Genomic DNA, 21,554 nt, shown 5'->3' with positions numbered 1-21,554 from the left:
GCATTTATCGACAGGTTCCGCGGGCGCAGCTCGCGAGTTGATAAGAGAACCAGCCATTAGTTCGAGTCATCGACCGTCTGGCTGCGCGAACCACCCTGATATCGGAGCAAAACCTCATCGTCGGCATCGATTTCGGCTGCAAACTCCGAACGGACAGCGCTAGTGCGCTGGACATCGCCCTCAATCTCCTGCCATTTCTGGCTGGCCGCCGAACGCTTGGCCCATATGGTCCGCGCCTCATTCACCGCCCGCTGGGCCTGCTCATGCGCGATGCGCGCCTGCTCACGCGCCTGGCGTGCCGATTCGATCTCTGCTGCCAGCCGCCCGAGGACGAGTTGACAGCGACGATCGAGCTCGGTCACGGACATCATCTCGAGCGACGCCAGCTCCTGATAAAGCTCAGCTTCGGCCTTGGCGCGACGATTCTCCGCGGATTTAAGATTCTCAGACGCTCGCTGCAGCGCTGCGACCGCAATTTGGCGCCTGGCTTCCATGTTCGACAATTCACGAAGCGCGCTTCGCTCTCTCATGTCTTTCACCAGCCGCAATTTCGACGCTTGCACGAGATTCAGGCCGTCAGACGCGACATCCATGAAACGGTCTCCTCAAAGCTAGACGGCTCCTATCGCCCGGAAGAGATGGAGGCCGCGGGCTTCACCTACGAGAGCGTCGGGCGTTCCGCTCGGCCGAACGGGGCTTGACGCTCTCGATTTGTCCCTCAACAGGGGCCTCGAGGGAGGTTGTCGCCGGCCCGTCAGGAGAGCGTCGCGCCGGCGCGGCGCGCTATCTTGACGGTGCGTCTGACACGTTTTGCGTTTTGGGCGGCGATGCCAGCTTCGGCGCGGCCTTGGTATTTTGCGTTGTTGTCGTCGGCTCTGCTTTCGGCGTCGTGGAGAACGTCCGATCAAAGCAATCTCGCATGGCCTGGTCGGATGTCATGAGCATGCAGTTTGGGCCAGCTTGCGCGGAGTTCGATGAGATGGCGAGGCACGCCGCGGCCGAGATCAACAAGATACGCATGGCTGAAAATCCTTGTGCGCTGTAAAGGCATGCCTTGTAGCATTTGCGGTCGGCACCCGTCGAATCGGCCGAAGTCTGGTCGATAAATGGGCAACTCGGCGCACAGAGCTTCGCCCCCGTTCATTGGACGGGTGCACTTGCATATTTGAGAGGGGAAGACGCGATAGACCCGCCCGCAGCCATCCGGCGCTTCTGGACCGTCAATCTCACCCACATTTGATGTGAAAGGGAACTCGATCGCCGATCGTAAACGGCAACATGCTGCGGCGTTCAAGACAGGGCAGGCGTGTTACGATCAATTTCGCGCTTTGAGGTGCGCTCGTCTGGGCGGCGACGGAATAGGCAGCTTATGACTGTGCCCTAGCCAAAGATCATCCAACTAATAGCGGCAAGCCCGGCGCGGCTGATGACATATAGCCAGCCGATCATTGCGACGGCGATCGTGGTCAAATAGGCGGCTGCGAAGGCGCGGTCGCCGATCGGGGTTTTGTTGACACCAAAGTCTTCGGCGGCCATGTCCGCGCTCAGACTCGTTTGATTAGCTGCATCCGACATGTCTCACCTCCGACGCGCAAAATATGCCGCAGGAATATTGCGCCCACTCGACAGCAACGTGGAAAGCACGCGGCGGCAGAGAGGCAAAAGCGAGACGCGCAACGAGTCGCGTGATGCCTCGTCCGTCGCCTGCCTTGCGAAGGAGCATTCCTGCAGGTTTACGCGGTGCAGTTGTCGTGCCAAGTTTGCGCTTTCTGATGGCATCTGCTTCTGCTTCCTGACGACGATCTCGTCGCCGCCGCTGCACCAGAGTTCCGCCGAAGCATCTTCAGAAATTGCTCGGGTAGCGACGCGTGTCATGGCGTGTTCTGCGGCACCAAGGAGACGTCTGCTGGTAACGTGCTCGTGTTGCCAGTGCGGGCGATCGCATGTGCCCCAATCCCTCAGGGCAGTGACGTGCGCCAAACATTTGGATTGTCTGGCGAAGCAATTCTGAGGAACTGGTACTGCCGAACGGCATCCCCAAAGGGCAGTACATATTCGTACAGATTGTCCAGTGCGAGCACGCTGCCTTCGTAAAGAACAATCAGAATGAGGTGGTGTTCGCCGGAGTTTCGATGGCGAACCTCCGCGAGGAGCAATTGCGAGGAGCTGCCGCCCAAAGACAAGAGCAGGTGACGCTTGGAAACTGCATAATCGCCACAGTCGCCCTCGGATGGATATAGGTCCCATCCATTCTTCGACCGCTCGCTTGGTGCAATTTGCGCGTTCACGATCGAGTTTGCGAATTGGATCTTACGAAGTTCCAATCCCGCTCCGCTTCGAGCGCGCCGAGGGTTGCAATCTGAAGGATACTTGGCGCAGAAGGCCGTGAATTGAACTGGCGGCAGAGTGGGCTCGGCGTGCACATGCAAGATGCACAATTGCACAAGAATGACCGAGAGCGATGCACACAGGAGGAGCTTTTGCAATCTTTATGCTCGCGTTGAAGCAAGCAATGAAACCTGGCTCCGGATTGAGTCGAACGTTTGGCTGCGGCGCTGTTGCTCCGGGAACTTTGCGTGCGATCGATGACGCCGTAGCGGAACAAGCGCGACCGCCAACATGTCGCGGAGTATGAAAGTGAGTTACTCCATATCGCCGTAGGCGAGACTGAGGCTAGCTTCGCATGCGTTCCGGTCAAACGCAGATTTTTTTTCGAAATTCAGCCATTCTGCCATGCATGCCGATCAGATCGGCAAATTGTTGAACAGTTTCGTAGTTGCGACCGACATAGTCGTCGATGAGGATCGTGGTATCGGGAGTGACGCGGAGAAGTGCTTCCAGCGTGCATGCGACACGCATCCGCCCATCCACCAGGACCAGATCTGGCGTGAATTCTGGAGACGATCGCCAAGGTGCCTGCGGCAAGCGCTTCCACTTTTCGATGCGACCGGGCGTGGCGGTATCAAAAACCGGGAAGCCCCAATCTCGCGTGAACCCGATGTCAGGAGTCAGTATGCTCACCTGGGCATCTGTTGGCGGGAGTGCGGCTCTCACCGCCGCTGCGAAAACGCCATCCGTCTCGACGGAGACCAGCTTTTTGACGTTCCGGGCGGCCTCGATCGTCGAACCTCCGCAGCCATATTCAAGGTAGGCCTGAGACCCGAGAACCGCCGATTGGAAACGCGCTAGTCCTTCCGGATCAAATGTCGGTGTAGGATTGATCGTATAGCCGCGGAGATGTTTCTTCACGTTGAATTTGGCGGCATCCCAATAGTAGCTGAATCCATGCTCAGTCACGATTGTTCCCTCGTCGCTTCACTGCGGAAAGATTGGCGGGAGAAACGAGTGCGCGTCCACTACGTCAGCGGCAATCGAATCTTGCCAGCGCGCTGTAAGTGCGAATGTTGTCTAGCCGTTGGCGGAGACATGAAGATGACGCAGCGGGGAACCATCGGCGGAAAGGACAAACGGGGCGATCTTCTCGCGCTCGGTCATATGCCGCTCACCACTGGTCCGTTTCCCATTCTTCGAAGACCTGCGGCTTTTGAATGTATTGCCATTTCCCGTCTTTGCCGCGACGGCGCCAGGTCGGACACTTGAGGAGCGTCTTGCCGCCATCAACCGTTCGCCTCGGGAAGATTGGAGGTTCGCACGGTCGCCATTGATATTCATCATCCGGCTGGCCACTTCGGCCCCCGAACCATCGTTGCAAGAAAAACATTGCGTCAGCCCCATGACAGCCGTCAGGGCCTATCAGGAGTTGCGGCGCACAATCAACGGCTGAATGCTGGGGCTTCTCACAAGGCATGTAGAGCGGTTAACGCTCTTGCCGGTTAACGGTTCACTCCGGCAGCCAGCCGCGCGTCCCGCAAGGGACGGCACGTATCTTGTCTTGGCTCAGCTGTACGCGCTGGGGGCATAACTCGACTACGACCTTGATGTTCCCGATTGCCACCTGCAAACATCGGCAAGTCTCTACTGCTCGGTCGAATTCCCGAATGCAGTGGATGCAATGTTGCGACATATGACTTGCTCGCAGGAGCGTGCACATGACCGACGACACGCACACGATCCACACCGGCCCTCTCACCGCAACCATCAAGGCCCACGGCGCCGAGCTGTGCTCGCTGAAGGATCGCAGCGGCACCGAGTTCATCTGGCAGGCGGGGCCGGAGTGGCCGCGCCATGCGCCGCTGCTGTTCCCGATCGTCGGACGTCTTGCGGGCGACGAATTGCGGCACCAGGGCAAGACCTACCGGATGACCCAGCACGGCTTTGCGCGCGACAGCAGCTTTGCCTGGGCGAGGCGTGATGAGACGAGTTGCACGCTGGTGCTCGAAGACAGCGAGGCGACGCGCGCGCGTTATCCGTTCGCGTTCCGCCTGACGGCCGTCTATACGATCGACGACGCCGGACTCGATCTCGCGCTCACGATCGTCAACACCGGCAAGGAGATCTTGCCGGCTTCGCTCGGCGGACATCCCGCCTTCAACTGGCCGCTCCGGGCGGGCGTGCCCAAGGAAAGCTATGCGCTGACCTTCGCGACGGCAGAGGCATCTCCCGTCCGCCGTCTCGATGGTGGATTGCTGCGCCCGGCGACGGAGCCGAGCCCGGTCAACGGCGCGGTGCTGCCCTTGTCCCAATCCCTGTTCGTCGACGACGCCATCATCTTCGACCGGATCGAGAGCAGTTCGGTCCGCTATGCCGCCGCGAAGGGCGCATCCGCCGGGCCGTGGCTGAAGATGTCCTGGCGCGGCTTTAGCGAGCTCGGCGTCTGGTCGAAACCTTCAGGCGCGCCGTTCCTCTGCATCGAGCCCTGGCGCGGCTACGCCAGTCCCGCAGGCTTCGATGGCGAGTTCGGTGACAAGCCCGGCCTGATGCATATCGCACCTGGAGCGGAGCAGAGCTTGTCGTACCGGATCGAGGTCGGATCGTCCTGAGATCGATGACCTCTCAGACCTCGATCCGCGTCAGGTCCTCGCCGAGCACGACCGGGCCCGAATAGTCGTTTTGCACATCCGCGAGCAGCGCGCTCAGCATGGTGTCGTCGGTGCGCGGCCGGTGATGGGTCAGCGCGAGCTTCTTGACGCCGGCCTTGGCCGCGACCTTGCCGACGGTGTCGCCGCAGGCGATCGTGTATTTCGCAAGCCGGCGGAAATGCTCGTTGTTGATCTCGGGCGTTGCGAGAAAGCAGACCTGGACGAGCAGGTCGGCACCTTCGGCCAGCCGTTCGAGGCCGGGGCAGGGGACGGTGTCGCCGGAAATCGCAATGATCTTGCCCTCCGCCTCGAAGCGGTAGCCGAGGCACATCCAGCGCGCGAGGAAGGCCGGCGACATGTCGAGGCCATCGCCATGCGAGACCAGCTCGGCGCTGATCTTCCAGCGGCCGGTGTCGAGGACGGGACCTGGAACGATGTCGGTTGCGACGACCGGTTTCCATCCGCCGAAGCTCGGCTCGCCCTGATCGCGCCAGGCGATGTCCTTGTCATAGACCTGCGTGACGAGCGTGTTGACGAGCCGTTCGGTATCCGGCGGCCCGAAGATGCGCAGCTCGTCCTTGCGCCCCTGCATCCATGAATTGAGCATCACATCGTAGAGGTCGCCGATATGGTCGAAATGGTGGTGGGTGAGAAAGACCGTGTTGATGGCGCCGAGCGGCACACCGGCCTTGCTGAGCTGCACCATCACGCCGCGGCCGGCGTCGAACAGGATGTTCTCCTCGCCGAGCCTGATCAGCGTGGTCGTCGCCATGCGGCGCGGGTCCGGGCGCGGGCCGCCGGTGCCGAGCAGGATGACCTCCATGCGCCTACTCCGATGTGAAGCCGGGAACGCACAGTAGATACGAAGGCTGCGGCGAAGCAAGCCGCATCAAGCTGCGGCGGGCGTGCGTTCAGTGCACGCCGGTCGCGGTGGCGGCGACGACAGGGCGGATCGCCGGGCGGGTGGAGGCCGATGAGGTCAGGCGCTGGGCCAGGTCCTGCGTGTGGCGCTCGACCAGATGCCAGGTCGCGCGCGCGAGGAGATAGCTGAGCGCGATGGTGACGACGTAGGTCATCAGCAGCGAGGCCAGCCCGTCCGCGAGCGGCCAGACCCGGTGCAGAGCGTAGGTCACCGCGAAGTGCGACAGATACATCGAATAGGAGTTGCGGCCGAGCGCCTCGATCGGCGACCAGTGGACCGCGAAGCGGATGCAGCCGGCCACCATCGCGCCGAGCACGAGGTTGATGATCAGATAGTTGAATTCGTGCGCGCCGGTCGCGCGATTGGCGAAGAAGGACAGCACGACGAAGACGATGAAGATCGCGCCGTCGGATCTGGTGAAGCCGTCGCGCAGTGAGAAGAACAGCGCACAGCCGATCAGGAAGACGGGCAACTGATTCAGGAAGCTGATGTGGAGTGTGCTCCAGACGAAGGAGGCGTGGGCGGGGCCGTAATAGGCCGAGAACAGTTCGAAGGCCCACGGCTTGAACAGGCAGACATTGACGAGGTGCAGCAGAAGCGCGAGCGCGAGATAGAGACTGCGGCGCGATCCGAATGCGGTGATCAGAAGCGGGAAGACGAGATAGAACGTCATCTCCGCCGCAATCGACCAGTCGCCCGGCACGACGCTGTTGACGCTGTCGGGCCAGAAGCCGTGCAGGAACGTCGCGGTCAGGATCACCTGGAGCGGCCCGATTCCGTTGGGCGCGTTGTAGCTCGGCCCCGTGCCGTTGAGGACGAGATAGACCGGGATCGCGAGCCAGAACAGCGGCGCGATGCGCAAGGCACGCCGGATGTAGAATTTGCGCGTCGGGCTCGTTTCGCCGGCGCGCTGCGTCCACATCAGGCACATCGTCATCGCGCTGACGAAATAGAACACGTTGACGCCGGTCCAGCCGCACATGAACGCGTAGTCGATTGCGTGGATGTTCGATGGAAATGATTGCGAGACGTGGATCGCTATCACGCCGAGGATGGCGAGCCCGCGCAGGAAGTCGAGCGTGTGCGAACGACTGAAGGGCGTTGCGCCTCGTTCGCTTCGACCGGCGGCCAACCGGGCCTGCCCCTGCATAACGCCTGCTCCGTGGTTTCGCATCTGCGAGCGGAGACAATAGAGGCGCGGCCGGCTTTTCCGAAGCTGAAGGCCGTCTTTACGTTAACCGGTGGTTGAATCTGGAGCCGAATGTTCGGGCTCGCTGCCTGGCCGGCTCGACGCCGCCTCGCGCGAGCCAAGTGTCGGGATGGTGCGCGGGATGAGAATTGTGGGCCAATTCATACTTAATGCTTCAAGACCATGACCAATATTGTTTGGGCACGACAACACGCTTAGTATTCCAGCAGGCAATTCGGGGGCTCGAACCAGTTGTGAATGTACGTTCACAGGACGGCGCGCTGCGCGACGACTTGGATTTTCAGGCCGGGCCGCAAGCACACAGGACATCCAGGACCGGTACTGATTCCGCACTTCAGGAATTGCGTCCGGCTGGCCGGGAGCGGCTGATCGTCGTGGAAGACGATCCGGTGACGCGGACGATGCTGGTCGGTTATTTCAGCGAGAACAATTTCGACGTGGTCGGCGCCGGCTCCTGCGCGGAGTGCCGCCAGGCGCTGCGCGCGCGCACTGATCTCGTCTTCCTCGACGTGCAGCTGCCCGACGGCGACGGCTTCGAGCTCGCCAAAGAGATCCAGGCGACCAGCAACGCCGGCATCATCTTCGTCACCCGCCGCGATACCGACGTCGATCGCATCCTCGGCCTCGAGATCGCCGGGGATCACTATGTCACCAAGCCGATCAATCTGCGCGACCTGCTTGCGCGTGCGCGCAGCGTGCTGCGGCGGCGCTCGATCGATCGCAAGGCCGCGCGCAACCACAATTCGATCGCCTTCGGCGACTGGATCATCGACCTGACGCGGCGCGAGCTGCTCGGCAGTGACGGCAAGCCGGTGGCGCTGACGCGCGCCGAATTCGACCTGCTCGCCGCGCTGGTCGGCGCCGACGGACGGCCGCTCAGCCGCGACTACCTGATCGAGGTCGTCAGCAACCGCCAGGCCGAGGTCGATATCCGCACCGTCGATGCGCTGGTGGCGCGGCTGCGCCGCAAGCTGGTCGGCAGCGGCACGCCCGTGATCGCGACGGTCACCGGCGTCGGCTACAAGCTCGCGCTCAGCGAGCGGCTGTAGGGCATCATCCGGAAAAGTGCGCAGCGGTTTTCCGACAAGATCATGCTCAAACAATAACCTGAAGCGCACAGGAGGCATCGCGGTCAGCGCGATGCGACCCGTTTCCACTTCGCCTCGATCCGCGCCTTGATGAGGCTGACCCTCGCTTCATGCGCGGCCCAATAGGCGCGGCTGGCGGCCGCCGTGCCCTGACGGTAGCGTGCATAGACGTCCTTTGGACGTGTCGGCACCTTCGGCGCTTGCGCTATCTTTGTTGCCTTTGCTGTCGATGCTGCCGGGGCGGGCGTAGCCGCCGCGGGAGCCGGCTCCGGAGCCGTAGCGCCGCCCGCCAGAGCCGCCGAGTTCATCGCGACAAGACGGTTGCGGGCGCGATTGCAATAGACTTGCGAGCGCGCCGTCATCGCCTCCTCGCCATGACCTGCCCGATATTTCATCAGGGCGCGGCAGAGATCGCCGCCGGCGAGGCGCCATGCGCGGGCGAGATAAAGCACGCCGTAATGGATGTTGATGTCAGGCTCGGCTAGCTCCGTATTGTTGCCGCGGAACCCCAGCATGGCGGCGGTCTCGGGCCGCACCTGCATCAGGCCGATTTCGCCGACGCTGCCGATCACGGCCGAATTGTATCCGCTTTCGACGAAGACGACGGCCTCTGCGATGTCGGCAGGCAGGCCGGTCTTCGCGGTTTCCCGCTCGATGATCTTGCGGATCTCGGCGCGGGATGACGGCGTTTCGCCGGCGCCAAGCTCCGTCATGCTCTCCGAAGCCGCCGGCGTCGTGCGCGGCTCGTCCGGCGTGCCGTCCTTGGCATGCGCGCAGATCGGAACCGACAACAGCAGGGCGACCGCGGCGTATCTCCACGTCGCGTCACGTTGGAAGCGTGTCCGATCACCTCGCATGGGCCTGTCATAGGGCTTCGAAGTTAACAACGGGCTTCGGGCGGGAAGGTCCCTTATCGCGCGCGGGCGCTCTGATCGGTGGCCGGAGCCAGGTGGTCGTCGACCGCATAGAGCGTGCAGGTGGGCGACCATTTCATGCAGGCGGCGAGGGAATCGCGCTGGGCGTCGTCGACGGTCGCGCGTCCCGCCCGCCAGCCGTAACCGCCGTTCGGCGACACCGCAAACGCCTTGTGCGGCATCGTCGAGGCGAGATAGCGCGCGAACTCGGCGCGCGCGGCCTCGTTGAGCCGGCTCGGCGGCGGCAGCGGATCGGGCAGGCTCAGGACGTCATGGCCGAGCCCGCGCTCGCGCAGGAAGGCGTCGAGATACGGCGTCCATTGCGGGCGGCCGACCACCGAATAGAGATAATGGCCGTCGTCGCCATAGGGCGGTGCCGCGATGAATTTTGCGTTGCCGCCACCCGCGCGAAAGCCGTCATAGAGGCGGCGCGCGAGATCGGGACCGAAGAAGGAATCATTGGTCGCGTAAACCCACAGCATCGGCACGCGCGAGGTTTTGCCGAACGTCGCAAAAGCCTGCACCAGCCCATCCGGATTGCAGACGTCATCGTCGTCGCGCGAGCCGCGGCCGCCGGCAAAGCTGATCGCGGCGACGAGGCCGGGCGGCGCCTGCGCGGTCAGCGCGACGGTGGCGAGCCCGCCGGCGGAATGACCGCCGCCGACGCTGTCGATGCGCCCGCCGGGCGAGGTGCCGTAGCCGCGCCGCATCACGATCAGCGCGGCATAGCCGCGCCGGGCATATTCGAGCGCGATGCCGTAATATTTGTGCGCCGACATCGTGGCGCGGTCGTCGAAGCTGCGCGGCGAGCCATGGCTGAGCAACGCGAGCGGATAGCGCTTCGTCCCCGCCGGGCGGACCAGGAAAGCCTCCAGCCCCTGCGATCCGGTCTCGGCCATCGGGATGCGCAGGTCTTCCGTATAAAACTCCGCGGCATGCGCCGGCGCGCCGGCCAAGAGGAGGCCGGCGATCAGTAGGAGCAGCTTGCGCGAAACAGCCATGGGACGATTCGAAGAGCCTCGGTGGAATGGACCATAGCATGATCCAGGGGATGCGCAGGCGGCCCTCCGCCCGTCATTCCGGGGCGCGCCATTTGGCGCGAACCCGGAATCCATTTGTCCGCGTCAATTGCGGCACGATGGATTCCGGGCTCGCGCTTCGCGCGCCCCGGAATGACGGATGACGGACTGAGTCTGGCGTCCCGCCTCAGGAACGCCTCACCCGTCGCGTGTGTTGTGGTTTGGCGGACACCGGGCCGATGCTATGGTATCCCGCTATCTCTGTGACGACAGGACGAGGATATTTCAGTGGCTGATGTCAATCCCGCGGCGGGCAAGCTGGTCTCGCCGGACGCGCTCACCAACATTCCGCGGCTGGTGACGGCCTATTTCGCCGGCAAGCCCGATGCCGCCGATCCCGCGCAGCGGGTCGCGTTCGGCACCTCAGGCCATCGCGGCACCTCGTTCAAGAACAGTTTTAACGAGGGCCACATCCTCGCGACCACGCAGGCGATCTGCGACTATAGGAAAGAAAAGGGGCTGACAGGCCCACTCTTCATCGGCATCGACACCCACGCGCTGGCCGAACCAGCGCTGGCAAGCGCGGTGGAGGTGTTCGCGGCCAACGGCGTCGAGATCATGATCGACAAGGACGGCGGCTACACGCCGACGCCCGTGATCTCGCACGCGATCCTCACGTACAACAAGGGCCGCACATCGGGTCTTGCCGACGGCGTCGTCGTCACGCCCTCGCACAATCCGCCCGAAGACGGCGGCTACAAATACAATCCGCCGCATGGCGGCCCGGCCGACACCGACGCGACCTCCGTGATCGAGAAGCGCGCCAATGCCTATCTCGCCGATGGTCTCAAGGGAGTGAAGCGCATCGACTACGCGAAGGCGAAGAAGTCGGCGAACGTACACGCCTACGACTTCATCGCGCCTTACGTCGCCGATCTCGGCAATGTCGTCGATCTCGATCTCATCAAATCCGCCGGCATCAATATCGGCATCGATCCGCTCGGCGCGCCGCCGTGCATTACTGGCATCCGATCATCGAGCGCTATGGCCTCAAGGCGACGGTCGTGAACGAGGCGATCGACCCGACCTTCCGCTTCATGACGGTGGACTGGGACGGCAAGATCCGCATGGACTGCTCCTCGCCTTACGCGATGGCGAGCCTGATCGCGATGCGCGACCGCTTCGACGTTGCCTTTGCCAACGACACCGACGCCGATCGCCATGGCATCGTCACGCGCAGCGGCGGCCTGATGAATCCCAACCATTATCTCGCGACCGCGATCTCCTACCTGTTCGCGCACCGGCCGAACTGGGGCAAGGATGCCGCGATCGGCAAGACCGTGGTGTCGAGCTCGATCATCGACCGCGTCGCCAAGAAACTCGGCCGCAAGCTGGTGGAGACGCCGGTCGGCTTCAAATGGTTCGTCGATGGTCTTGTCGGCGGCAGCTTCGGCTTCGGCGGCGAGGAGAGTGCAGGGGCCTCGTTCCTGCGCCGCGACGGCACGGTGTGGACCACCGACAAGGACGGCGTCATCCTCGGCCTGCTCGCCGCGGAGATCATGGCGAAGACCGGCCGCGATCCGAGCCAGCTGTTCGGTGATCTCACCGCCGAGCTCGGCGTGCCGCATTATGCCCGCATCGACGTCGCCGCCACCGTGCCGCAGAAGAACATCCTCAAATCCGTCACGCCCGAGCAGCTCGGCCTGAAGGATCTCGCCGGCGATCCGGTCCGCTCGACGCTGAGCAAGGCGCCCGGCAACGGCCAGCCCTTCGGCGGCATCAAGGTCGAGACCGATTTCGGCTGGTTCGCCGCAAGGCCCTCGGGCACCGAGGACGTCTACAAGATCTACGCCGAGAGCTTCCGCAGCACCGAGCACCTGAAGCGGATTCAGGAAGAAGCCCAGGCTGGTCTAGCGAAGGTGTTCGGGGCGTAAGCGCGCCGACGCGGAGCGCCGCGTGTCGCCTTTCCCGGCCAAAGGTAGGCCTCGCCACACCACGCGGCGTCATCGCCCGCGAAGGCGGGCGATCCAGTACTCCGCGGCGGAAATTGTCTGAACCAATGACCGCCGCGGAGTACTGGATTCCCCGCCTTCGCGGGGAATGACTTGTGGCTATATATGTATACATAATTCGCAGAAGAGGTAATTAGATACACAATTTTTGGCCTTGAACGATTCCGCGCTCCCGATATTGTATACATGGCGCATACATGAGCCCCGGGAGCACGGCCCATGACAAAACCCTTCCCCATGAACGCCTGGTACGCCGCGGCCTGGGACGCCGAGGTGAAGCCGGCGCTGTTGCCGCGGACGATCTGCGGCAAGCATGTCGTGATGTACCGCAAGGCCGACGGCTCGGTGGCCGCGCTGGAGGATGCCTGCTGGCACCGCTTGGTGCCGCTGTCCAAGGGCCGGCTCGAAGGCGACACCGTCGTCTGCGGCTATCACGGTCTGAAATACAACGCGCAGGGCCGCTGCACCTTCATGCCCTCGCAGGAGACCATCAACCCGTCGGCCTGCGTGCGCGCCTATCCCGTGGTCGAGCGCCACCGCTACATCTGGCTCTGGATGGGCGATCCGGCGCTCGCCGATCCCGCGCTCGTGCCCGACATGCACTGGAATCACGATCCGGCCTGGGCCGGCGACGGCAAGACCATCCGCGTCAATTGCGACTACCGCCTCGTGCTCGACAATCTCATGGACCTCACCCACGAGACGTTTGTGCACGGCTCCTCCATCGGCAATGACGCGGTGGCCGAAGCGCCGTTCGACGTCACCCATGGCGAGAAGACGGTCACGGTGACGCGCTGGATGCGCGGCATCGAGGCGCCGCCGTTCTGGGCGAAGCAGCTCGGCAAGTCCGGCCTCGTCGACCGCTGGCAGATCATCCGCTTCGAGGCGCCGTGCACCATCGCGATCGACGTCGGCGTGGCGCCAACGGGCACCGGCGCGCCGGAAGGCGACCGCTCGCAGGGCGTCAACGGCTTCGTGCTCAACACCATCACGCCCGAGACCGAGAAGACCTGCCACTACTTCTGGGCCTTCGTGCGCAACTATCGTCTCGATGAGCAGCGCATCACCACCGAGATCCGCGAGGGCGTCTCCGGCATCTTCCGCGAGGACGAGCTGATCCTCGAGGCGCAGCAGCGCGCCATGGACGAGAATCCCGACCGCATCTTCTACAACCTCAACATCGACGCCGGCGCGATGTGGTCGCGCAAGCTGATCGACCGCATGGTGGCGAAAGAGAACGCGCCGCAGCACCTCCAGGCCGCGGAGTAAACGATGGCCGAGCGTGAGGTCGACCGCTCCGTCTCGCAGACCGTGAAGGCGCAGCTCGCGCTGCGCGACCAGATCCTGTCGGGGTCCTTGCGTCCCGGCGAGCGCATCTCCGAGCTCCAGGCGGTGGAGACGACCGGCGCCTCGCGTACCCCGGTGCGCATGGCGCTGGTGCGGCTGGAGGAGGAGGGCCTCCTGGAGGCGATCCCGTCCGGCGGCTTCATGGTGAAGGCGTTTTCGGAGCGCGACATCTCCGACTCCATCGAGCTGCGCGGCACGCTGGAAGGCCTTGCCGCGCGCTTTGCCGCCGAGCGCGGCGTCTCCGCGCGCGAGCTCGAGCCGCTGAAAGAGTGTCTTGCTGCGATCGACGAGCTGCTGCGGCAAGTGCCGATCTCGATCGAGGCCTTCTCGTCCTATGTCACGCTCAATGCGCGCTTCCACGCCCTGCTCACCGAATTGTCGCGCAGCCCGCCGCTAATCCGGCAGATCGATCGCGCCTCCGCGCTGCCGTTCGCTTCGCCGAGCGGCTTCGTGATGGCGCAGTCGGCATTGCCCGAAGCGCAGCAGATCCTGATCATCGGGCAGGAGCACCACCGCGTCGTGATCGACGCCATCGAGAACCGCGAGGGCGCGCGCGCCGAAGCCGTGATGCGCGAGCACGCCCGGCTCGCCGTCCGCAACTTACGGCTTGCACTGCGCAACCGCACCCATCTCGATCTCTTGCCGGCGCTCGCGCTGATCAAGACCGCAACCGACTGAGGGCAGTCACCATGCGCTTCGTTGAGACCTGGATTCCGGCAACGCTCGTTGAGACGCGCGATCTCGCCCCCGGCATCCGCGAATTCCTGATCCGCCCTGATCAGTTCGACGGCGCGGCCTATCCGGTCGGCAGCCATATCAATGTCAGCGTCACCATCGACGGCCTGCCGGAGACGCGGTCCTATTCGCTGGTCGGCGAAGCCACCTCGCGCGGCCTGCGCATCGCGGTGCGCCGCGCCGAGGATTCCCGCGGCGGCTCGCGCTACATGTGGCAGCTCGCGCCGGGCGCGCGGCTCGACATCACGCAGCCCGCCTCGTTGCTCGCGGTCGACTGGGCCCGCCAAAACTACTGCCTGATCGCCGGCGGCATCGGCATCACCCCGATCTTCGGCGCCGCCCAGGCACTGGCCCGGCGCGGCGCAAATGTCACGCTGCATTATGCCATGCGCTCGCGCGGCGAGGCTGCCTATCTCGACGATCTCGGCGCGATGCTCGGCGATCGCCTGGTCGTGCATGCGAGCGACGAGGGCCAGCGGCTCGATCTCGACGCGCTGTTCGCGTCATTGTCGCAAGGCTCGCTCGCGCTGTTCTGCGGCCCAATGCGGATGCTGGATGCCGCGCGCCATGCCTGGATCGGCGCCGGCCATCCGCTGCCCGATCTGCGCTACGAGACCTTCGGCTCCAGCGGCACGCTGCCGACCGAAACCTTTCGCGTGCGATTGAAGGACTCGAACGTCGAGCTCGAAATCCCGCGCGAGCGCTCGATGCTCGACGTGCTCAACGCCAGCGGACACGACGTCATGTACGATTGCAAGCGCGGCGAATGCGGCCTCTGCGCCATCGACGTCGTCGCCGTCGACGGCGAGATCGACCACCGCGACGTCTTCTTCAGCGACCATCAGAAACAGGGCAACCAGAAGATCTGCGCCTGCGTCTCCCGCGCGCGGGGCACCATCACCGTGGACACGCTGCTGCGGGCAGATGCGGTCTAAGCAGGGCGTTCAGCCATCCATACGCTGCGCCTGAAAGCGGAGCCGCCCCACGATCCTTCAGCTATCAGGCGCGCTTCCCGCCGACCGAGATAAACGCCATGAGGCAAGGTTCCGGCAACGGGTTGCGCCAGCGATGGCGCGTTCCGTTCTGGACGATGCAGTCACCTTGGCGCAAATGGACCTTCTGCCCGTCGTCCAGTTCCAGCGTCATCTCGCCACGAACCACGACCCCGTAGTCGATGGTGTCCGACGTGTGCATTCCTGGAGTGCCGCGCTCGAAATGGTCTCCCATGCTGGGGATCTTCTCCGACATTTCCCTGAGCCCGCTCTCGAAAGTCACTCCAGGTGGCGGCTTCCAGCCTTCGGGACGCTTCGGCGGATACGAGATGAGACGAAACATCGTGCCGCCGGGGCCCGGGAAGGCTTTCGTTCCCTTCAACATCGGATCCGGCTCTCGGCCGGTGAGGTCTGGCACGCCCTCGGTCATATAGAGTTCGTAGAAAGTCAGTCCCGGATTTGCATCGATCTCAACCACCTTCGGCGTTACGTCGAAAGACTTCAGCACCGACTTGCCGGTCTCGTCGCGGCCGGTCAGCGCACGTCTTGGAGGCGGCAAATCACTCGAATCCCTTGCTTCGGCCGGGTGTGACATTCCGCCCAGCGCGCTGCCGGTCACCAGGACGGACAGCGCCTGCAACATGTGTCGCCGATGGCTGCCTTCGAATTGTTCGGAAGCTGGCTCCGCGTCATCCCGCGAGCTTTTCTTGTGCCGTTGCCACAAGCGCCAAAGGAAGCTGCTCACCATGCGGTATCCCCCGTTGGCCGCCGACAACCTGCCTTCACGGCCACAATCTAGGCGCGTAGGCATTGCAATGCTATTCGGCTTTGGTCGGGGATGCGCGCGTGTTGATGACGACCAGGCGGGGCGATGCTGGCCTTACGCTCGGAAGCTGACGTTCGTGAGCAAGCGCTCTTACGCCGCAAACGTCGCCCGAAGCTTCTTGGTCTCCAGCAGCGCCATCACGCCATCGGCCTGCACCGGCCGGCTGATCAGATAGCCCTGCACCTCGTCGCAACTGATCTGCCTGAGATATTCGAGCTGGTCCGCGGTCTCGACGCCCTCCGCGACCACGCCGATGCGCAGATCGCGCGCCAGCGAGATCACCGACTTCACGATCGCTGCGCAGTCGGGCTGCACCAGCATGTCGCGGATGAAGGACTGGTCGATCTTGATCCGGCTGAACGGCAGCTTGCGCAGGTAAGTCAGCGAGGAGAAGCCGGTGCCGAAATCGTCGAGCGCCACAGTGATGCCGAGCTCGAGCAGCGCATTCAGGATCGACGCCGCCGAGCCGTATTTCGACAGCAGCATCGATTCCGTGATCTCGATCTCGAGCCGGTGCGGGGCGACCTTGGCATCCGCCAGCGCCTGCACGATGATCTGGAGAATGCTCGTGTTGTGAAACTGCGCCGCCGAAAAATTCACGGCGACGCGGATGTCCTCGGGCCAGTCCGCCAGCGTTGCACAGGCGCGGCGGATCACCCATTCGCCGATCTCGTGGATCAGCCCGGTCTCCTCGGCGATCGGGATGAACTCGCTCGGCGGCACGAGGCCGCGCGAGGGATGCTGCCAGCGCAGTAGCGCCTCGAAGCCGGTGATGCGGTTCTCGTCGAGATCGAGGAACGGCTGGAAGGCGAGGAACAGCTCGTTCCGTCCGACGGCGCCTGCGAGGTCCGATTGCAGCGCCTTGCGCTCGCGCGATGAGCGGTCGTCGCTGGCCTCGAAGAAGCACACGGTGCCCGGGCCGGCCTTCTTGGCGCGGTAGAGCGCAGTGTCGGCATTCTTCATGATGTCGAGCGCAGCGCTGCCGTCGCGCGGCGCCAGCACGATGCCGACGCTGGTCGCGCCGACGAACTGGCGGCCCTCGATCTGGAACGGCTCGGTGAAGGCGGCAACGAAGCGCTCGGCGATCTCGAGCGCGTCTTCGGGGCGCGCCAGATTGGCCATCAGCAGCGCGAACTCGTCGCCGCCGATGCGCGCAACGTGCTCGGCCGCGCGGGTGCAGCGTTGCAGGCGGCTTGCGACCTGGACCAGGAATTCGTCGCCGGCGGGATGGCCGAACTGGTCGTTGACCTCCTTGAAGCGGTCGAGGTCGAGCAGCAGCACCGCGAACTCCTCGCCGGACAGAGCGAGGCGCTTCAGGGCGGCATCGAGCGTCTCGTTGAAGGCGACGCGGTTGGGCAGCTGGGTCAGCGGGTCCTGCCGCACCGTGCGCTCGGCCTCGATCTGCCGCATCACGCGCCGCGCGAAGGCGAACGAATTCACGAACACGCCGCGCAGCAGCACGCTGCCATAGACCACGACGAGAAAGGCGATCAGCAGGAAGGCGAGGTCGCCGTTTCGCCCCAGGCAAATGGCGATCCCGATGAAGATAGGCGCGGTGAAAGCAATGGCCGCGATCGGAATGGTGGCGAAGGCCAGCGCGCCGCCGGCCAGCATGCCCGAGCAGAGACAGGTGATGACGAGCTGGCCGCCGGTCGAGGCATTGGCGAAGAAGGCGACCGGGACGATGCCCCAGGCGGTGCCGAGCACGACGGCGTTGCGCACCAGGCGGTGGATCGCCCGGCGCGAGACGAATTGCGGTTTCGTGATCCGGCGCGCGGCGCGGGATTGCAGGCCGAATGCGATCGCGGCGCCGGCGACAGCGACCGCCCAGATCAGGGCAGGGATACGGTCCGGCGACTGCCACAGCGCGATCGCTAGCACGACGGCGTTGCAGGCATTGGCTAGCATGATGCCGACGGAATAGCCGAGCACCAGCGACATTTGTTCGGCGCGGATATGGCCGGCCACGGCTTCGTCGGTTGCAGGACCGCCAAAGGCCGACAGATCGCCGGCAAACAGCCGCGCGAAATAGCTGGTCGTTTGAGTCCGCATTCCAGAGCCTAGCAGCATGAGCCGATTGTCCGGCTCGATCGCGAGAATTCGCCGTAAAGATTTGACGAACTATGAATTATCCACGCTTGCGAGGTCCGGCGTGATCACTTCTAGGTGGCAAAGATCGCATATCGATAACAAATCGATACAAATGCGGCCCCCGCGCGTTACGGCTGTAACGGAAGGGCAATCTTCGCCACCATCTCCACTGCCATGCCCCGCCTAGTGCGCAATTGCGCACGGGGGCGGAGCATCCAGTACGCCGCGGTCTGCCGGTTCAATCACGACCGTCTCGGTGTACTGGATCGCCCGGTCAAGTGTTTAGTCCGGAGACGGATTGTCGGGGGAATGTTTGCGAGCTGGGACGACCGGGAGATCGAGGATCTTGTGCGCCTGATGCGCAAGCTCGCCGACGCGATGACCGCGCCGGGCGAACCGGGCTGAAAACGACTAGGAGGGGGGCGTCACCGCCCCAACTGCTTCGGGTCGTAATAGAACCGCTCTTCGATCAGCTCGTCGCCCCGCCAGGTCTGCCACGCGATCTCTTCCAGTGTGCGCGTGATGCCTTCGGCATTGGTGAAGCTGAAGATCCAGCGTGAGGCGACGTTGTCGCCTTCGATCAGGCTCGGGCCGACCCGCACGGCCTTGACCTCCTTGAAAGCGGCCAGCACGCCGCGCTCCTTCGCCGCCAGCTTGTCCCGGCCGACCGTCGGGGCCGCGTTGTTCTCGTAAGTGGCGGCATCGGGCGTGTAGAATTGCTCGATCGCCCCGACGAAATCCCCATCCTCCAGACGCTGCGCAAAGGCTTCGACGACGTCACGGCTCGGCATGGCACACCTCACGAATGAAACCGACTGGCAGTCGGTAAATACCGACCGATAGTCGAAAAGTCAACTGGTGACCCGCGGAGAATTCGATTACAGCCAGATGAGTGAGACGCAGCTAGCGCTCAAGCGACGGTGCGTTCCCTCCCCCCCTTGCGGGGGAGGGCTAGGGAGAGGGGTAGCCCAGCAAAGAGCGCCAATTGTCGAAGATGCACGAGGCGGGTGCGCCCTCGATGGAATCCCCGTGTGGTACCCCTCTCCCTGCCCCTCCCCGCAAGGGGGAGGGAACGGAGAGACCGCCGCCGATCGCCGAACTCTCTTCGACTTCAACCCATCACGCGATAAACGAGACCCATGGCAAAACAGGCGGAGCGGCGGGCAGCGACGACGGAGGCGATCCTGACGGCGGCGCGCCGGCTGTTCGGAACACACGGCTTTGCTGCCACCACCATGGACGAGATTGCGGAGGCTGCCGGCATCGCCAAGGGCGCGGTCTATCACCACTTCAAGACCAAGGAAGCGGTGTTCGAAGCCGTGTTTGATCTCGTCTCGCGCGATCTCGTTGCCGAGATCGACAGGGCCGCGCGGGCGGAGAAGGACGTGCTCGCCGCGATGGTCGCCGGCACCCAGCATTATTTTGCTGCGACCGCCAAGGGAGCGACCGGCCAGATCATCCTGCGCGATGGTCCGGCCGTGCTCGGCTGGGAGCGCTGGCGCGAGATCGACGCGCAGCATTTTGGCGGCAAGATGCCGCGCGCACTCTCGGCCGCGATGGAGGCCGGCCTGATCGGACGCCAGCCGGTCGAGCCGCTGGCGCGGCTGCTGCTCGGCGCGGCGGCGCGGTGACGGAGGCCGCGGTCGCCTGCGCCGGACGCGCCGACATCGCAAGGGCCGGCGCGGAATATGCCCGTGCGTTCCGATCGCTGGTCGAGGCGCTGCGTCTGCGCGCATGATTGTGCTAGTGACGAAACGGAAACGCCCACACCAACAAAAAGAACAGTAGCGCATGAACGCAAATTCCTCTCTCGCACCCAGCGATCCTGAATTCGACTACATCATCGTCGGCGCCGGCTCGGCCGGCTGCGTGCTCGCCAACCGCCTGTCGGCGAATGGCAAGCACAGCGTGCTCTTGCTCGAGGCTGGCCCAAAGGATTCCAACATCTGGATCCACGTGCCGCTCGGCTACGGAAAGCTGTTCAAGGAGAAGACCGTCAACTGGATGTACCAGACCGAGCCGGAGCCCGAGCTGAAGGGACGGCAAGTGTTTCAGCCGCGTGGAAAAACGCTGGGCGGCTCGAGCTCGATCAACGGCCTGCTCTATGTCCGCGGCCAGCACGAGGACTATGACCGCTGGCGCCAGCACGGCAATGCCGGCTGGGGCTATGACGACGTGCTGCCCTATTTCAAGAAGGCCGAGAACCAGACGCGCGGCGCCGATCAATATCACGGCACGGGCGGGCCGCTGCCGGTGTCCAACATGATCGTGACCGATCCGCTGTCGAAGGCTTTCATCGACGCCGCGGTCGAGACCGGTCTGCCCTATAACCCTGACTTCAACGGCGCGACGCAGGAAGGCGTCGGCCTGTTCCAGACCACGACGCGAAACGGCCGGCGCGCCTCGACGGCGGTGGCCTATCTCGGCCCCGCAAAGACGCGCGGCAATCTCAGGATCGAGACCGAGGCGCTCGGACAGCGCGTGCTGTTCGAGGGTCGCGCGCCGTCGGCATCGAATACCGGCAGGGTGCGAACGTGCGTCGCGCGCGTGCGCGGAAAGAGGTCGTGTTGTCGAGCGGCGCCTACAACTCGCCGCAGCTCTTGCAGCTCTCCGGCGTCGGCCCCGCCGATCTCCTGCGCAAGCATGGCATCGATGTCGTGCTCGACGCAGCTGGCGTCGGCCACGACCTCCAGGACCACATGCAGGTCCGCATCGTGATGCGCTGCTCGCAGCAGATCACGCTCAACGACACCGTCAATCATCCGCTCCGCCGCACGCTGGCCGGCGCGCGCTACGCGCTGTTCCGGAAAGGCTGGCTGACGATCGCGGCCGGCACGGCCGGCGCCTTCTTCAAGACCAATCCACGGCTGGCCTCGCCGGACATCCAGGTCCACTTCCTGCCGTTCTCGACCGATAAGATGGGCGAGAGGCTGCATGATTTTTCCGGCTTCACCGCGTCGGTGTGCCAGCTCCGCCCCGAGAGCCGCGGCTCCCTGCGGATCCGAAGCGCGGACCCGACCGTGCCGCCGGAGATCCGCATCAACTACATGTCGACCGAGACCGACCGCACCACCAACGTCGAAGGCATCAAGATCCTGCGCAAAATCTTGAATGCGCCGGCCCTGAAGCCGTTCGTGGTGAACGAGTACGATCCCGGCGCGAAGGTATCCACGGATGCCGAGATCCTGGATTATTGCCGCGACCGCGGCAGCACCATCTACCATCCGACCTCGACCTGTCGTATGGGCAACGACGCGCTCGCGGTGGTGGACCAACGGCTGAAGGTAAGGGGGCTCGACGGCCTTCGCGTCGTCGACGGCTCGGTCATGCCGGACCTCGTCTCGGGGAACACCAACGCGCCGATCATCATGATCGCCGAAAAGGCGTCGGACATGATATTGGAGGATGCGCGCTAAATT

General features: G+C 64.1%; 19 protein-coding genes and 3 pseudogenes. 9 read left to right on the top strand and 13 right to left on the bottom strand.

Going from position 1 to position 21,554, the window contains the following annotated elements; all coding sequences use genetic code 11:
- Positions 1-56 precede the first annotated feature (56 nt).
- On the bottom strand, positions 57-593 hold the full coding sequence (locus FOM02_RS35120) for a hypothetical protein (protein WP_265440665.1): 537 nt from the start codon (positions 591-593) through the stop codon (positions 57-59).
- Positions 594-697: 104 nt separating this feature from the next.
- Here FOM02_RS35120 and FOM02_RS35115 point away from each other — a divergent pair, with 104 nt between their 5' ends.
- Positions 698-1,045 carry a hypothetical protein gene (locus FOM02_RS35115; protein ID WP_141263380.1) on the top strand — a complete coding sequence of 116 codons (348 nt, stop codon included), beginning with the start codon at positions 698-700 and terminating at the stop codon, positions 1,043-1,045.
- Positions 1,046-1,380: 335 nt separating this feature from the next.
- On the opposite strand, the gene FOM02_RS35110 is transcribed toward FOM02_RS35115, so the two are convergent.
- The 5 genes from FOM02_RS35110 to FOM02_RS35090 form a co-directional block, all read right to left on the bottom strand.
- The gene (locus FOM02_RS35110; RefSeq protein ID WP_141263382.1) at positions 1,381-1,575 is read right to left on the bottom strand and encodes a hypothetical protein; all 195 of its coding nucleotides are present in this window, start codon (positions 1,573-1,575) and stop codon (positions 1,381-1,383) included.
- Between the two features lie 3 nt (positions 1,576-1,578).
- Entirely contained in the window at positions 1,579-1,875 is a 297-nt protein-coding gene (locus FOM02_RS35105; protein ID WP_141263384.1) for a hypothetical protein, read from the bottom strand.
- Between the two features lie 83 nt (positions 1,876-1,958).
- Positions 1,959-2,423, bottom strand: coding sequence for a transglutaminase-like cysteine peptidase (locus FOM02_RS35100; RefSeq protein WP_231164370.1), 465 nt, complete (start codon positions 2,421-2,423; stop codon positions 1,959-1,961).
- Positions 2,424-2,694: 271 nt separating this feature from the next.
- Positions 2,695-3,297 (bottom strand): hypothetical protein, encoded by a 603-nt coding sequence (locus FOM02_RS35095; protein ID WP_265440664.1) that lies wholly within the window; start codon positions 3,295-3,297, stop codon positions 2,695-2,697.
- Positions 3,298-3,408: 111 nt separating this feature from the next.
- Positions 3,409-3,735: a hypothetical protein gene (locus tag FOM02_RS35090; RefSeq protein WP_141263386.1), complete on the bottom strand. Its 327-nt coding sequence runs from the start codon at positions 3,733-3,735 to the stop codon at positions 3,409-3,411.
- 314 nt (positions 3,736-4,049) lie between these two features.
- Here FOM02_RS35090 and FOM02_RS35085 point away from each other — a divergent pair, with 314 nt between their 5' ends.
- The gene (locus FOM02_RS35085; RefSeq protein WP_027564254.1) at positions 4,050-4,940 is read left to right on the top strand and encodes an aldose 1-epimerase family protein; all 891 of its coding nucleotides are present in this window, start codon (positions 4,050-4,052) and stop codon (positions 4,938-4,940) included.
- Between the two features lie 13 nt (positions 4,941-4,953).
- On the opposite strand, the gene FOM02_RS35080 is transcribed toward FOM02_RS35085, so the two are convergent.
- Together FOM02_RS35080 and FOM02_RS35075 are read right to left on the bottom strand one after the other, a co-directional pair.
- Positions 4,954-5,802, bottom strand: coding sequence for an MBL fold metallo-hydrolase (locus FOM02_RS35080; RefSeq protein ID WP_027564255.1), 849 nt, complete (start codon positions 5,800-5,802; stop codon positions 4,954-4,956).
- A gap of 88 nt (positions 5,803-5,890) precedes the next feature.
- Entirely contained in the window at positions 5,891-7,051 is a 1,161-nt protein-coding gene (locus FOM02_RS35075; protein WP_027564256.1) for an acyltransferase family protein, read from the bottom strand.
- A 293-nt stretch (positions 7,052-7,344) separates the two neighbouring features.
- Here FOM02_RS35075 and FOM02_RS35070 point away from each other — a divergent pair, with 293 nt between their 5' ends.
- Positions 7,345-8,160, top strand: a complete 816-nt coding sequence (locus FOM02_RS35070; RefSeq protein ID WP_027564257.1) for a response regulator transcription factor — start codon at positions 7,345-7,347, stop codon at positions 8,158-8,160.
- A gap of 83 nt (positions 8,161-8,243) precedes the next feature.
- On the opposite strand, the gene FOM02_RS35065 is transcribed toward FOM02_RS35070, so the two are convergent.
- A complete protein-coding gene (locus FOM02_RS35065; protein ID WP_027564258.1) occupies positions 8,244-9,056 on the bottom strand; it encodes a lytic transglycosylase domain-containing protein in 813 nt (270 codons plus the stop codon).
- Positions 9,057-9,109: 53 nt separating this feature from the next.
- Positions 9,110-10,114, bottom strand: coding sequence for an alpha/beta hydrolase family protein (locus FOM02_RS35060; protein ID WP_265440663.1), 1,005 nt, complete (start codon positions 10,112-10,114; stop codon positions 9,110-9,112).
- Positions 10,115-10,420: 306 nt separating this feature from the next.
- On the opposite strand from FOM02_RS35060, the pseudogene pgm reads away from it, so the two are divergent.
- The 4 genes and pseudogenes from pgm to FOM02_RS35040 all read left to right on the top strand — a co-directional run bounded on the left by pgm (position 10,421) and on the right by FOM02_RS35040 (position 15,161).
- Positions 10,421-12,066: pseudogene (gene pgm / locus FOM02_RS35055) on the top strand (phosphoglucomutase (alpha-D-glucose-1,6-bisphosphate-dependent)).
- A 297-nt stretch (positions 12,067-12,363) separates the two neighbouring features.
- Entirely contained in the window at positions 12,364-13,413 is a 1,050-nt protein-coding gene (locus FOM02_RS35050; RefSeq protein WP_027564261.1) for an aromatic ring-hydroxylating dioxygenase subunit alpha, read from the top strand.
- Between the two features lie 3 nt (positions 13,414-13,416).
- On the top strand, positions 13,417-14,169 hold the full coding sequence (locus FOM02_RS35045; RefSeq protein WP_027564262.1) for a GntR family transcriptional regulator: 753 nt from the start codon (positions 13,417-13,419) through the stop codon (positions 14,167-14,169).
- An 11-nt stretch (positions 14,170-14,180) separates the two neighbouring features.
- Positions 14,181-15,161 (top strand): PDR/VanB family oxidoreductase, encoded by a 981-nt coding sequence (locus FOM02_RS35040; RefSeq protein WP_027564263.1) that lies wholly within the window; start codon positions 14,181-14,183, stop codon positions 15,159-15,161.
- A 64-nt stretch (positions 15,162-15,225) separates the two neighbouring features.
- On the opposite strand, the gene FOM02_RS35035 is transcribed toward FOM02_RS35040, so the two are convergent.
- The 3 genes from FOM02_RS35035 to FOM02_RS35025 all read right to left on the bottom strand — a co-directional run bounded on the left by FOM02_RS35035 (position 15,226) and on the right by FOM02_RS35025 (position 18,926).
- The gene (locus FOM02_RS35035) at positions 15,226-15,966 is read right to left on the bottom strand and encodes a cupin domain-containing protein (RefSeq protein ID WP_231164292.1); all 741 of its coding nucleotides are present in this window, start codon (positions 15,964-15,966) and stop codon (positions 15,226-15,228) included.
- Positions 15,967-16,134: 168 nt separating this feature from the next.
- Positions 16,135-18,096 carry a putative bifunctional diguanylate cyclase/phosphodiesterase gene (locus FOM02_RS35030; protein ID WP_027564265.1) on the bottom strand — a complete coding sequence of 654 codons (1,962 nt, stop codon included), beginning with the start codon at positions 18,094-18,096 and terminating at the stop codon, positions 16,135-16,137.
- Between the two features lie 464 nt (positions 18,097-18,560).
- Positions 18,561-18,926: a nuclear transport factor 2 family protein gene (locus FOM02_RS35025; protein WP_027564266.1), complete on the bottom strand. Its 366-nt coding sequence runs from the start codon at positions 18,924-18,926 to the stop codon at positions 18,561-18,563.
- Between the two features lie 348 nt (positions 18,927-19,274).
- On the opposite strand from FOM02_RS35025, the pseudogene FOM02_RS35020 reads away from it, so the two are divergent.
- Both FOM02_RS35020 and FOM02_RS35015 read left to right on the top strand, forming a co-directional pair.
- A pseudogene (locus FOM02_RS35020) lies at positions 19,275-19,873 on the top strand (TetR/AcrR family transcriptional regulator).
- A gap of 53 nt (positions 19,874-19,926) precedes the next feature.
- Positions 19,927-21,551, top strand: a pseudogene (locus tag FOM02_RS35015) (GMC family oxidoreductase).
- Positions 21,552-21,554: the final 3 nt, after the last annotated feature.

This window comes from Bradyrhizobium sp. SEMIA, from assembly GCF_014844175.1.
Taxonomy (GTDB): domain Bacteria; phylum Pseudomonadota; class Alphaproteobacteria; order Rhizobiales; family Xanthobacteraceae; genus Bradyrhizobium; species Bradyrhizobium arachidis.
This window is presented reverse-complemented; position numbering and strand designations above follow the sequence as displayed.

Bases quoted from the DNA above. Each gene is read 5' to 3' on its own strand.
- FOM02_RS35110 (WP_141263382.1), bottom strand. From the start codon at position 1,575: ATGTCGGATGCAGCTAATCAAACGAGTCTGAGCGCGGACATGGCCGCC.
- FOM02_RS35075 (WP_027564256.1), bottom strand. From the start codon at position 7,051: ATGCAGGGGCAGGCCCGGTTGGCCGCCGGTCGAAGCGAACGAGGCGCA.
- FOM02_RS35065 (WP_027564258.1), bottom strand. From the start codon at position 9,056: ATGCGAGGTGATCGGACACGCTTCCAACGTGACGCGACGTGGAGATAC.
- FOM02_RS35120 (WP_265440665.1), bottom strand. From the start codon at position 593: ATGGATGTCGCGTCTGACGGCCTGAATCTCGTGCAAGCGTCGAAATTG.
- FOM02_RS35090 (WP_141263386.1), bottom strand. From the start codon at position 3,735: ATGGGGCTGACGCAATGTTTTTCTTGCAACGATGGTTCGGGGGCCGAA.
- FOM02_RS35050 (WP_027564261.1), top strand. From the start codon at position 12,364: ATGACAAAACCCTTCCCCATGAACGCCTGGTACGCCGCGGCCTGGGAC.
- FOM02_RS35045 (WP_027564262.1), top strand. From the start codon at position 13,417: ATGGCCGAGCGTGAGGTCGACCGCTCCGTCTCGCAGACCGTGAAGGCG.
- FOM02_RS35060 (WP_265440663.1), bottom strand. From the start codon at position 10,114: ATGGCTGTTTCGCGCAAGCTGCTCCTACTGATCGCCGGCCTCCTCTTG.
- FOM02_RS35080 (WP_027564255.1), bottom strand. From the start codon at position 5,802: ATGGAGGTCATCCTGCTCGGCACCGGCGGCCCGCGCCCGGACCCGCGC.
- FOM02_RS35105 (WP_141263384.1), bottom strand. From the start codon at position 1,875: ATGACACGCGTCGCTACCCGAGCAATTTCTGAAGATGCTTCGGCGGAA.
- FOM02_RS35025 (WP_027564266.1), bottom strand. From the start codon at position 18,926: ATGCCGAGCCGTGACGTCGTCGAAGCCTTTGCGCAGCGTCTGGAGGAT.
- FOM02_RS35030 (WP_027564265.1), bottom strand. From the start codon at position 18,096: ATGCGGACTCAAACGACCAGCTATTTCGCGCGGCTGTTTGCCGGCGAT.
- FOM02_RS35040 (WP_027564263.1), top strand. From the start codon at position 14,181: ATGCGCTTCGTTGAGACCTGGATTCCGGCAACGCTCGTTGAGACGCGC.
- FOM02_RS35035 (WP_231164292.1), bottom strand. From the start codon at position 15,966: ATGGTGAGCAGCTTCCTTTGGCGCTTGTGGCAACGGCACAAGAAAAGC.
- FOM02_RS35085 (WP_027564254.1), top strand. From the start codon at position 4,050: ATGACCGACGACACGCACACGATCCACACCGGCCCTCTCACCGCAACC.